The 12226-nt window shown below is 41.9% G+C and carries 10 protein-coding genes; 7 read left to right on the forward strand and 3 right to left on the reverse strand.

The window, feature by feature from the left end; all coding sequences use genetic code 11:
• Together rodA and LKO28_RS03490 are read left to right on the forward strand one after the other, a co-directional pair.
• Positions 1–1263 (forward strand): rod shape-determining protein RodA, encoded by a 1263-nt coding sequence (gene rodA, locus LKO28_RS03485; protein WP_227693306.1) that lies wholly within the window; start codon positions 1–3, stop codon positions 1261–1263.
• Positions 1264–1344: 81 nt separating this feature from the next.
• Positions 1345–2040 carry a hypothetical protein gene (locus LKO28_RS03490; protein ID WP_227693307.1) on the forward strand — a complete coding sequence of 232 codons (696 nt, stop codon included), beginning with the start codon at positions 1345–1347 and terminating at the stop codon, positions 2038–2040.
• A 32-nt stretch (positions 2041–2072) separates the two neighbouring features.
• Here the strand turns inward: LKO28_RS03490 and LKO28_RS03495 are convergent, their stop codons facing one another.
• Together LKO28_RS03495 and LKO28_RS03500 are read right to left on the reverse strand one after the other, a co-directional pair.
• Positions 2073–2690 carry an IMPACT family protein gene (locus tag LKO28_RS03495; protein ID WP_227693308.1) on the reverse strand — a complete coding sequence of 206 codons (618 nt, stop codon included), beginning with the start codon at positions 2688–2690 and terminating at the stop codon, positions 2073–2075.
• The gene (locus LKO28_RS03500) at positions 2687–3544 is read right to left on the reverse strand and encodes a DMT family transporter (RefSeq protein ID WP_227693309.1); all 858 of its coding nucleotides are present in this window, start codon (positions 3542–3544) and stop codon (positions 2687–2689) included. Before LKO28_RS03500 ends, LKO28_RS03495 begins: the two co-directional genes overlap by 4 nt.
• A gap of 155 nt (positions 3545–3699) precedes the next feature.
• On the opposite strand from LKO28_RS03500, the gene bioB reads away from it, so the two are divergent.
• The 5 genes from bioB (at position 3700) to aroC (ending at position 9460) form a co-directional block, all read left to right on the forward strand.
• Complete coding sequence (bioB, locus tag LKO28_RS03505; protein ID WP_227693310.1) at positions 3700–4692, forward strand: biotin synthase BioB; 993 nt, start codon at positions 3700–3702, stop codon at positions 4690–4692.
• Positions 4693–5126: 434 nt separating this feature from the next.
• Positions 5127–5954, forward strand: coding sequence for a prephenate dehydratase (locus tag LKO28_RS03510; protein ID WP_227693311.1), 828 nt, complete (start codon positions 5127–5129; stop codon positions 5952–5954).
• 24 nt (positions 5955–5978) lie between these two features.
• Positions 5979–7085: a chorismate mutase gene (locus LKO28_RS03515; protein ID WP_227693312.1), complete on the forward strand. Its 1107-nt coding sequence runs from the start codon at positions 5979–5981 to the stop codon at positions 7083–7085.
• The gene (aroA, locus tag LKO28_RS03520; protein WP_262905976.1) at positions 7086–8354 is read left to right on the forward strand and encodes a 3-phosphoshikimate 1-carboxyvinyltransferase; all 1269 of its coding nucleotides are present in this window, start codon (positions 7086–7088) and stop codon (positions 8352–8354) included.
• A gap of 20 nt (positions 8355–8374) precedes the next feature.
• A complete protein-coding gene (aroC, locus tag LKO28_RS03530; RefSeq protein ID WP_227693313.1) occupies positions 8375–9460 on the forward strand; it encodes a chorismate synthase in 1086 nt (361 codons plus the stop codon).
• A gap of 120 nt (positions 9461–9580) precedes the next feature.
• Here aroC and LKO28_RS03535 read toward each other — a convergent pair whose 3' ends face one another.
• The gene (locus LKO28_RS03535) at positions 9581–11998 is read right to left on the reverse strand and encodes a thiamine pyrophosphate-dependent enzyme (protein ID WP_227693314.1); all 2418 of its coding nucleotides are present in this window, start codon (positions 11996–11998) and stop codon (positions 9581–9583) included.
• Between the last annotated feature and the right edge of the window lie 228 nt (positions 11999–12226).

Below are 12226 nucleotides of genomic sequence, written 5' to 3' on the forward strand. Positions count from 1 at the left end.
ATGAAAGAGAAAAGTTTTTTCGGCCGTATCGATTGGTTCACCATTTTATTATGGTTTATATTGTGCTTGATCGGTTGGTTTAATATCTATGCCGCCGTTTATGATCCAGAGCAACCGAATATTTTCAGCATGGCAACCAACTACGGTAAGCAGTCCATTTATATTTTCACAGCTCTGATTATCGGATTCAGTATCCTAATCATCGACGCCAAATTTTTTATTTCTGCCTCCCCTATTATTTATATAGTCGTCATTCTGCTTCTGGTACTCGTATTGGTTGTCGGTCGAAATGTAGGCGGAAATCAAGCATGGATTCCTCTGGGTAGCTTTCGTTTGCAACCTTCCGAATTTGGTAAATTAGCAACCTGTCTGCTATTGGCATCCTATCTCAGTTCGCAAACCAATAAAAATCCTAATAGCAAGACCTTGCTCATAGGCGCGTTAATCGTGTTATTTCCGGTAGCGTTAGTCATGTTACAGCCAGACACAGGCTCTGCACTCGCCTTCTTTGCGCTAATTTTTGTGTTTTATCGCGAGGGTTATGTGGGCAATACATTTTTACTATTGGGGGGGTTAGCTATCCTTTTATTCGTACTGGCCTTATTGGTTAATCAATGGATTATTATTGGAATTTTAACCCTGATCGCTGGCTTTTTAATTTATTCTTTACGGAAAAAACGCAAATACATTTTGAATGTAGGTATACTCTTCGTCGCATCTTGTATATACGTACTTTGTGTTGACTATGCCTATGAACATATTTTACAGTCCCACCAGCGAAATCGTATCGATGTGATTTTGGGGAAAATACATGATCCTCGCGGAGAAGGCTATAACCTCAACCAATCTAAGATCGCCATTGGATCGGGACAGCTGCTAGGCAAAGGTTTTCTTCAGGGAACACAAACCAAATACAAATTTGTGCCGGAACAAAGCACGGATTTTATTTTCTGTACTATAGGCGAAGAATGGGGCTTTGTCGGGTCGACTATTCTGATCGCTATCTACCTTACATTGCTACTTCGGTTAGTCAACATTGCGGAGCGCCAACGGACAGCTTTTGCACGTATCTATGCTTACGGCGTTGCCTCTATCCTATTTTTCCACTTCTTTATAAATATTGGGATGACAATAGGCATCGTGCCGGTTATCGGTATACCACTTCCGTTCATCAGTTACGGCGGTTCTTCTTTATGGAGTTTTACCATGCTTTTGTTTATTTTACTATGTCTCGACTCCAGTCGTAAAGGTCTTAATGGGTAACAAGTTCTGTACTTCTAGACGGCAACTTCTATTTCTTAAATAAATTCAATAACTTTAACACACGGTACAGCAGGAGAAGCCATGATAAAAACTATTGTTAAGAAACATCCGCTCAGAAATATTACACTTGATTTTGACGACGAAATCACCTCCCCTTCATTTGAACAAGAAGCGTTGCAATGCTATTACGAGGCCCACGACAAAACCTGGGCGGTCAAAGCTCATGTCTCAGGAATCGAAGCGCAACTAAAGATAATAGATGATATTATTGCAGATCTCGCTTTAAGACGTTTGGGCATTGAACAAGAGCTGGAAATTCTAGAAGATTGGCTAGGCGTAACGGAATTGGAGGACAAAGCACTTTTCGACGGCGAAATCACGATCGACATCGGAACCTTCTTCTCCATCTGTGATCAACATAATACCGAGATTCAATCGCTCTATGAAAAAGTCGTCAACCTCACGGAGGTTTATAATCAGGATATTGAGCATATTTACGAAGATGATGCAGTGATCGATCCAAAATACTTCTCCGCACTCGATGACGTCTATCCACGCTACGAAGAAGTATCCGTCCATACCGTATCGTTGGACGATGATCATCAAGCATTCTTAGAAGAATATGGCAAAGTCGAAGAGCATTTCTTCCATTACACTGCCTTGGCTCGAGAGGTATTCGACAAATACAAAGATCTGGTTGAAACAACACAGGCTATCTATCATCGTGTCGAGATTGTAGATCAGCTGCTCAGGGATAAATTGAAGCGAGAAGGCTAACCTAACCAACTGACTGCTTGAAACATAGATGATTACAATGTATAAAGATACGCATATTGCACACCCGCTATTTTGTCGAGTTTTCCAATAACTTGATTAACGTGTAACTTTCGCACTTCAACATCCATAAAACAATCATTGTCAAACTCTTGCTTTAAAACCGACAAATTCTCTTCTTTAACTAACCGCATCACGTCATTCATCTGTACATAATCAAACGTAATCCGATAAATATCGTTAACGGTCTTTTCTACTATCTTCGCCGCTTGCAGCGCTTCCTGCGTCGCTGTTTTATAGGCGTTTATCAAACCAGGGACACCCAATAGTGTACCGCCGAAGTAACGCACGACAACGACAAGTACATTGGTGACATCTTTTGATAACAGCATATTTAATATGGGGCGGCCTGCTGTTCCGGAAGGCTCTCCATCGTCGTTTAACCGGAACACAGAACGGTCAGGGGTCAAACGGTATGCCCAACAATGGTGCCGGGCTTTCGGATGGAGCGTCTTTAATTCAACAAGAATATCTTTGAGAGTCGCTTCTTCCTTAATCGGGTAAGCATAAGCGACAAACTTACTTCCTTTATCTCTAAACAGACCTTCACTTGGCTCTTCGATAGTTAAATATGTATCTTCAAACAAACTCACAGATAAGCAATAATTAAAACGGAAATAACGGCTAATGCCAATCCCATCTTGTTCAACCGGGTCAACCGTTCACCAAAAAAACCAACACCAACAATTGCGCCCAACAGAATGACACCGATGTTCATTCCTGTGAACACAACAGACGGGCTATTGGACAATGCCTGGTGTGCTTTCATGTAGAACAGTATATTGCCAAAGTTAAACAATCCCAAAAGGATTCCCCAAATTACAGATTTAAATTGTATACGTTCTTTTGTGACCGAAACACGGTAAGTGAGCAAGAGAAGAGAGACCACTATTGCCAAAATAAACACCAATAACATCGAATAAGCATAGGGTACTTCCCGATAGAGCGCTACTTTTTTAAATAGAACATCAATAATTCCCATTCCAAAAAACACAGCCAAGGCATAACCCCAAGTTCCATTTTCTTTGGCTATACCGCCTTTTTTCCAACCGATGGAACACAGGATAGCCACAGTCCCCACGGCTATACCCACCAATTTAGATACACCTATCGCTTCGTGAAAAATGAAAAATGCCGCCGACACAGGTATAAATAATGAAAGACGCTGTGCAATCTCCGTTTTGACGATGCCGCTGTATTGAATGGCATAAGCAATACACAAAAACACCATTGGCAGAAGTACGGCCAATGACATGTATAACCCCCAAGGTAACGTACTTAGCGGCACAGTGACCATTTTCGGTTTTAAAAAGAATAAAGTTGCCAAAGCAGCCACGGGGTAATTCCAAACAATAAGATGGAGATACTGTATACCACGTTGTTTAGCCAGTTTAATAACAACCGACACCGTGACACTGCAAATAACACTAATGAGTACGTACAACATAGAAAAGATCCCAAACTTAATAAATTATGCTATTCCTCGCGCCGACAAAGGAATGAAATTATATAGTCTTCTCCAAACCGGACTAGAATCCAATTGTGAACCGGTATCCCTCTCCCTTACGCAAGAGGTTACTTTTGTGCCAAAACAGGCTACATATGACAACCAGAGAAGAATTACGTCACGATTGGACAAAAGAAGATTTATTAGCTATCTATAACAAACCGCTCTTACAGCTTGTGTACGAAGCGGCAGGCATTCATCGTGCCTGGCACAAAGCCGACGAAATACAACTATCAACCCTATTGTCGGTAAAAACAGGTGGCTGCCCGGAAGATTGCTCCTATTGCGGTCAGGCTGCTCGCTATCATACGGACATCAAGGTGCAAGCTTTATTACCCAAGGAAACCGTACTGGCACATGCAAAGAAAGCTAAAGAAAACGGCTCGTCCCGTTTTTGCATGGCGGCGGCATGGCGCGAAGTTCGCGATAATAGGGATTTTGACAATATCATCGAAATGGTTAAAGGTGTAAATGAATTGGGTTTGGAAGTATGTTGCACGTTAGGTATGCTCAGCGAAAATCAGGCGAAGCGATTGCAGGAAGCCGGATTATATGCCTATAACCACAACCTCGACACGTCTGCGGAATACTATGATAAGATCATATCTACCCGTCAGTTTAATAATCGCATTAACACCATCAATAATGTCAGAAAAGCGGGTATCACGGTATGTTCCGGAGGAATTATAGGTCTAGGAGAATCCAAAGAAGATAGAATTTCTATGCTGTTAACCTTGGCTAATATGGAAAAACACCCAGAATCTGTCCCTATCAACGCGCTGGCAAGAGTAAAAGGAACGCCACTCCAAAACAATCCAAAGGTGGATATATGGGAAATGGTTCGAATGGTCGCTACAGCAAGGATTGCAATGCCCGCTTCTATGGTCAGGTTGAGCGCAGGGCGTATGGATATGACGGAACCGGAACAAGCCTGGTGTTTTATGGCTGGCGCTAATTCTATTTTCTCCGGCGAACGGGAAACATTGCTTGTTACACCAAACCCCGGCATATCGGAAGATCTACAAATGCTTCAAAAATTAGGATTAAAACCCTTAGAAAAGAAAAAAACAACACCCTATTTTACATAGAAATTTCAACGTTATTTCTAACAAATTTACATTAAAAATAACGTGTTTTTCTAACTAAAAAACACATATAAAAACATCATAAAATAGAATACTTAAAACACAATACACTATATTACAAATATTTAAAAAATAAAAACATATAAAATAATGAATATTTAAACAAAAAAAATACACATAATTTAGTTAGAAAAATCATCGTTTTTTCATCTATAAAACAAGCATAAAAATAAATTATTTTTAAACTTATTTTGCATATATAAAATAATATTTTTACTTTTGGATTGTAAAATTTGAGACATGATGATACACAAGACATACTTTTATTTCGGCAACTTTTACTTTAAAAGGTAAAGCTGGGATTTGTATGTTTGTGTAAAATAAGCAGAAAGTCCCGGATAATTTTCGGGACTTTTTTTGTACATATCAATTAAAGAATGAAAACTAGAATTGCAATACAGGGCGTAAAAGCCTCCTTTCACGAAGAAGCTGCGCACAAATATTTCGGTGACGACGATATCGAAATATTAGAATGCGAATCTTTCAAAAAAACCTGTGAAATGTTGAAACAGGGCAAAGCGGACTATGTCGTTATGGCAATAGAGAATGCGATTGCCGGTAGCATCCTACCTAATTACAATTTGCTGCGCGATTATAAGTTTCACATTATTGGCGAAGTACATCTAAATATACAGCAAAATTTACTGGCATTACCGGGCGCCAAGCTTTCCGATATAAAATTCGTGGAGTCACACCCTATTGCGATCCGTCAATGTGACGAGTTTTTAAGTGAGCATCCCGAATGGACAGTTAAGGAAGGTATGGATACAGCCGCTTGTGCCAAAAGTATTATAGAGAACAAGCTGACACATACGGCGGCAATTGCTAGCGTAGCGGCAGCAAAACTATACGGTTTGGAAATTTTGGAAAAAAGAATTGAAACTAACAAGAAGAATGCAACCCGTTTCTTAATTCTATCGAACGAAATTATAGAGCAGAAGAATGCAAATAAGGCCTCCCTCTCTTTCCAGACCGGAAACAACGTAGGAGCTCTTGCCAATGTGTTGCAATGCTTTGCTGAGCAAAATGTGAACCTGAGCAAAATCCAATCCATGCCGGTGGTCGGTCGGCGAAATGAATATGACTTCTATGTCGATGTGGAGTGGAAAAAGCAAAGTGACTACGATGCAGCGATCCGCAAAGTATTAAAACACACCATAAATTTCACGATCATGGGTGAATATGTTAAAAACGAAAAAGTATAGTATAAAAAGAAAAATTATTTAGAGATGAAACATACATTAGACATCGTTCCGTTACAATCTTGGATAGATACAGGCGATAAACCCCTCATCATTGCTGGACCATGCAGTGCAGAAACTGAAGAACAGGTTGTTTCTACAGCCCATTTATTAGCAAATACCGGAAAAGTAAACGTATTACGAGCAGGTATCTGGAAACCCCGCACACGTCCGGGTGAGTTCGAAGGAATAGGCAGTGTAGGGTTGGAATGGCTAAAAAGAGCGAAGGCAGAAACTGGCTTATTGACCGCTACAGAAGTTGCTACCGCTAAACACGTTGAAGAAGCTTTGGCTGCCGGCATAGATATTTTATGGGTAGGCGCTCGTTCAACCGCAAACCCTTTCACTGTACAAGAAATTGCAGATGCTTTACAAGGTGTAGATGTACCGGTATTAGTGAAGAATCCAGTTAACCCAGACCTTTCGTTATGGATTGGCGCATTGGAACGCATCAATCGTGCAGGAATTAAAAAGTTAGGCGCTATTCACCGCGGATTCTCTTCTTTTGAGAAAACAGCTTTCCGTAACGAACCGATGTGGGATCTAGCTGTACAACTGAAATCAGCCTGTCCAGAACTTCCAATCATCAACGATCCAAGCCATATCTGTGGTAACCGCGAACTTCTCCCTTATATTGCGCAAAAAGCCATGGATATGGATCAACAAGGTTTGATTGTAGAATCACACATTGATCCATCAGTAGCATGGACCGACGCTAAACAACAAGTAACTCCTGCTGCATTGGCCGACCTTCTTGATAATTTATCTGTTCGTCATCCAGAATCCAACAACCCTGTTTTCGATGATAAACTAGCAGAGTTACGTCAGCAAATTGATAAATTGGATGATGCAATCCTAAAACAAATTGGCGACCGGATGAAAATTGCCGAAAAAATCGGTGAATACAAACGCGATAATAATGTAACTATCCTTCAAGTTAGCCGTTGGGATGAAATCCTTGAAAAAAGGGTTCAACTTGCTAAAGCGTTAGCACTTAGTGAAGACTTTACATCCAAATACTTGGAGCTATTGCATAACGAATCCATTCGCAAACAAAACGAAGTCATGAATGCAAAACCTGTGGCGGAGGCGTAAATGAGTTTAAAATCACTTACACTTCGTCATCCGTCGAAAGTAATACAGGGCACGGTTCAACTTACTGGTTCTAAATCAGAGAGCAACCGTGCTCTTATTATACGTGCATTAAGCCAAGGAACAGTAAGCGTAGAAAACCTGTCTGCCGCCGCCGATACAGTCATTATGAATAATGCCCTATCGCTGGCCGAAAAAGCTCACGAAACCGGAAATACCACAACTATAGATATTGGTCCTGCGGGCACAGCAATGCGTTTTCTCACCTCTTATCTGAATCTGGCAAAAGGTAATTTCATCCTCACTGGCACAGAGCGTATGCAGCAACGCCCTATTGGCATTCTTGCTGATGCCCTACAAACCCTTGGAGCGAATATAGAATATGCAGAAAACGCTGGTTTTCCTCCGCTGAAAATCGAAGGAGGCATGACACAGCAACAACGAAACGTTAAGATTCAAGGTCATGTCAGTAGTCAATATCTATCTTCCTTATTGCTGATAGCCCCTTCGCTAGAAGAAGGACTCGTTCTAGAAATCCAGGGCGAACTGACCTCTAGACCGTATGTTACCATGACGTTAAATATGCTACAAGAAGCCGGAGTATCGCATAAGTGGATAGCGCAAACTATTGAAATCGCACCTCAAAAATTTCAACCGGCCACCATTTATGTGGAACCGGATTGGAGTGCAGCCTCTTACTGGTATGCGATTGTGGCTTTATCCGATAAAGGAGAAGTTGTGCTTCCAGGCTTAAAAGCCCACAGTCTACAAGGAGACATTGCTATCGTAGATATCATGACACATTTTGGCGTAGCTAGCTCCTTCCAGGAAGATGGGTTACATATTACTAAAGTAAACAAAGGGTCTGACAAAGTGTTGTTTGATTTCAAGGAGTGTCCGGATTTGGCACAGACAATCGTCGCATTGGCTGCAGGAATCCGTCGGAACATCTCCATAACGGGTGTAGAGACTTTAAAGATCAAAGAAACGGACCGTTTGGCTGCATTGAAGAATGAAATTGAAAAATTCGGTGCGACCATTGTAGCTGATGGGGAAACCTACCACGTACATACACAGAATACCTATGTTCCCGAGAACGTTACATTCGAGACCTATGAAGATCACCGTATGGCGATGGCATTTGCACCATTAGCATTAGTTTTTGACCAGGTAACAATCAACGAACCTGACGTAGTAGAAAAGTCATATCCTGATTTTTGGAGCCATTTACAACAACAGGGGTTCAACGTTGAGCAACAGGCAAACAGTTAAACAAATAGAAAAAACACATCATGGCAGGAAACTCATTTGGCCAGCTTTTTAAAATAACGACTTTTGGCGAATCGCATGGAAAAGCGATTGGCGTTATTATTGACGGCTGCCCCCCCAATATTTCCATCGACGAAGATTTTATACAGTCCGAACTGGATAAACGGCGACCAGGACAATCTAAAATCACGACACAGCGTAAAGAAAGCGATACAGCGCAGATCCTATCCGGAGTGTTCGAAGGAAAATCAACGGGCACTCCTATAGCCATCCTAATACCAAATGAAGACCAGCGATCCAAAGACTATTCCCATATTTCGGATAAATATCGCCCGTCGCATGCGGACTATACTTACCAACAGAAATATGGTATCCGTGATTATCGAGGGGGAGGACGATCTTCCGCAAGAGAGACGGCAGCGAGGGTCGCAGCGGGCGCTATCGCCAAGTTATACCTGAAGAGTCAGGGCATTGATATTTTCGCACACGTTTCGGCCGTCGGCACGTTAGAAGCACCGAATTTGGATACCACAAATTTAGCGACACTACTTGACGTCAGGGAAAACAATATCGCGCGCTGCGCCGATCCAGCAACTGCCAATGAGATGATCGACCTAATCGACAAAGTAAGGAAAGCTGGAGATACCATTGGTGGTAAAATATCGACCATTGTCCGTGGAGTACCTGTTGGGTTAGGTGAGCCTGTGTTCGATAAGTTACATGCTGATTTAGGTAAAGCTATGTTAAGTATTAATGCTGTTCACGGCTTTGAATACGGCTCTGGCTTCAGCGGTTCTGCCATGCAAGGCTCTGAACATAACGATATATTTGTCCAAGAAGAAGGACGGGTACGCACGCGCACTAATTTTTCTGGAGGTATTCAGGGCGGCATTTCAAATGGTATGGACATTTTATTTCGTACAGCTTTCAAACCCGTTGCTACGATTATGCGTGATCAAGAAACCTTAAATGAGGCGGGTGATAGCACGACTATTTCAGGCAAAGGGCGTCACGATCCTTGTGTAGTTTCTCGCGCGGTTATTATCGTCGAAGCGATGACGGCACTCGTATTAGCAGATCATTTATTACGGTTTAAAGCCTACCGTTAAACCGGGAAACATAAATTCAGTATGGTCACCAATTAAAAAGGCAGTTTCAAATAGAAACTGCCTTTTTAATTATTGTTATGAGCAAGCTATGCAATGTGTTGTCAAAACCGGTTATGAAAACTAAAACACCTTTGGAAACGCCTTTTCGTTATATTCACTCATCATTTCGTAAGCCATTTCAACCACATCATCTACCGACGGTTTCGTAAAATAATCACCATCAGACCCATATGGCGGGCGATTAGCTTTAGCCGTAAGTGTTCTGGGCTGTCCATCCAATAGATAATATCCATTTTGCTTTTCCAAAATTTCCTGCATTATAAATGCAGCTGCACCACCGGGCATATCTTCATCCACGACCAACAATTTATTCGTTTTCTCCAACGATTGACGGCAGATCTCCGTACGATCGAAAGGTTGTAAGCATTGCGCATCTATGATCTCGATCGAAATCCCCAGTTTCTCTAATTCGATAGCAGCTTCCTGCACCACACGTAACGTAGCACCATAGGAAACGACCGTAATATCTCTTCCTTCCCGAATCAGTTCAGCGACACCGATAGGCACCATAAAATCCCCAACATTAGTTGGCATTTTTTCCTTTAAACGGTAACCATTCAGACACTCTACAACAACCGCTGGTTCATCGGAGCGTAATAGTGTATTATACATTCCTGCTGCCTGTGTCATATTGCGCGGCACACAAATATGCAAACCACGGAGTCCTCCTAAAAGTACGGTCATAGGGGATCCAGAATGCCAGATACCCTCTAATCGGTGACCCCTCGTACGAATAATAACAGGTGCTTTCTGTGTTCCTTTTGTACGATAACTTAAACATGCCAAATCATCACTCAACACAGGCATGGCATAAATCAAATAGTCTAGGTATTGAATTTCAGCAATAGGACGCAAACCACGCAGCGCCAATCCGATGCCTTTACCGATAATAGCCGACTCCCGGATACCCGTATCAAAAATACGTAGCTCGCCAAACTGTTCTTGTAACCCCGCAAAACCCTGATTAACGTCACCTATCTTTCCTACATCCTCCCCAAATGCCACAATACGTTCATCTCGCCTAAAATTAGCTTCAAAACAGGCGTTCAACACCTCTCTTCCATCCACCATGACAATATCCTCTTCATGATGCGGAGCGATGTCCTGCTTTTTTAAAGGAGAATCCGCACTATCCGTAAACAATTTGTCATTATACCGACCAAAATTTTCTTCTTGTTTCAGAGCATACCATGCCATCAGCGCTTCCTTTTCGGTAGAATCTATACCACGTAAGTCTCGGATAGCACGTCTTACATTACTATAAATTTCTTTTAACGAAGGCTCCGCTAAGGATTGCAAGGTTTTTAGCGGCACATCCACCAGAGGGTGGCCAACGGTTGATAGCAACGCAATAGCCTCATCTAAATCGACTTGCAACGTTTTATGATAATCAGCCCAAGCGCGCCGCTGTTCTTGACGGACGAATTCTTTGGCTTCTTTTTCCAGTTCTACTAATTCTTCTTCTTGAGCAATACCGGATTCTAATAGCCATTCTCGCATTTTCAGGTTACAATCAAACGCCTGCTCCCAAGCTAGACGGTCGGCAGATTTATAACGTTCATGCGACCCGGAAGTGGAATGCCCTTGAGGCTGTGTCAACTCCGTAACATGCACCAAGCACGGTATATGTTCCTCCCGCGCATAGCGAGCAGCCTGCTCATAAACCTCGCATAAAGCCGGATAGTCCCAGCCCCGCACCTTAAATATTTCTATACCATTCCCCTCCCCTTCACGCTGAAATCCGCGCAAAGCTTCGGAAATATCTGCTTTTGTTGTCTGTACTTCGTTAGGTACCGATATACCGTAACCATCATCCCATACCGAAATAACGACCGGTATCTGTTTTACCGCAGCGGCATTGACCGTCTCCCAAAATACCCCCTCCGATGTAGAAGCATTTCCAACGGTACAAAAGACAACTTCTTGTCCCTGCTGCGAAAAGTAGGTTAAATGATCTAAATTCCGATTTTCTTTATATAATTTAGAAGCCAACCCCAGCCCCATGATACGAGACATCTGTCCGCCCGTGGTAGAAATATCCGAAGCCGAATTCTTTTGCTCCATCTGATTTAACCATTCCCCCCGCTCATTGAGCAATTGCGTGGAAAAGTGACAATTCATTTGCCGTCCACCAGACGATATATCAGCTTCCAAACTAGGATTAGCATACAGCTGTGAGAAGAAGTGATAAATATTAGATATACCTGAGGCAAAAGCTAATGTTTGATCGCGGTAATACCCAGAGCGCCAATCGCCCGGTTTAAAAACCTTAGCCAATGCAATTTGTGCGATTTCTTTACCATCACCAAAAACTCCGAATTTAGCTTTCCCTGTTAATACTTCCTTGCGACCCGACAGGCTTGCAATCCGGCTCTCAACCGCTAATCTATAATCGTTTAAAATGATTTCACGAAAATCGTCAAAACTGATTTTCGACGTTTCAAAATCACTGTTTATATTCATGGTGATATTAGACATATTTTAACCGATGGTTTCCGCAAAAGTAGTAAAATATACGTGTTATTGGAAATAGCAGCAACTGTTCATACTTTTTTTCCTCAAAAAAAAGTATGCAAAAAAACCAAACGTAGTGAGCTCATGAATACCAAAATAAAACATGAATTCATAAATCGTCGCTTCGGATGTTTGAGAGATCGGATAGTACTAAGGATGAGTTTCTACATATCTCAAAAATCCGGATGCGAC

This window comes from Sphingobacterium sp. FBM7-1 (assembly GCF_020687765.1).
Taxonomy (GTDB): domain Bacteria; phylum Bacteroidota; class Bacteroidia; order Sphingobacteriales; family Sphingobacteriaceae; genus Sphingobacterium.

Excerpts from the sequence above, each read along its gene's own strand:
- rodA (WP_227693306.1), top strand. The coding sequence starts at position 1 with ATGAAAGAGAAAAGTTTTTTCGGCCGTATCGATTGGTTCACCATTTTA.
- LKO28_RS03490 (WP_227693307.1), top strand. The coding sequence starts at position 1,345 with ATGATAAAAACTATTGTTAAGAAACATCCGCTCAGAAATATTACACTT.
- LKO28_RS03500 (WP_227693309.1), bottom strand. The coding sequence starts at position 3,544 with ATGTTGTACGTACTCATTAGTGTTATTTGCAGTGTCACGGTGTCGGTT.
- bioB (WP_227693310.1), top strand. The coding sequence starts at position 3,700 with ATGACAACCAGAGAAGAATTACGTCACGATTGGACAAAAGAAGATTTA.
- LKO28_RS03510 (WP_227693311.1), top strand. The coding sequence starts at position 5,127 with ATGAAAACTAGAATTGCAATACAGGGCGTAAAAGCCTCCTTTCACGAA.
- LKO28_RS03515 (WP_227693312.1), top strand. The coding sequence starts at position 5,979 with ATGAAACATACATTAGACATCGTTCCGTTACAATCTTGGATAGATACA.
- aroA (WP_262905976.1), top strand. The coding sequence starts at position 7,086 with ATGAGTTTAAAATCACTTACACTTCGTCATCCGTCGAAAGTAATACAG.
- aroC (WP_227693313.1), top strand. The coding sequence starts at position 8,375 with ATGGCAGGAAACTCATTTGGCCAGCTTTTTAAAATAACGACTTTTGGC.
- LKO28_RS03535 (WP_227693314.1), bottom strand. The coding sequence starts at position 11,998 with ATGTCTAATATCACCATGAATATAAACAGTGATTTTGAAACGTCGAAA.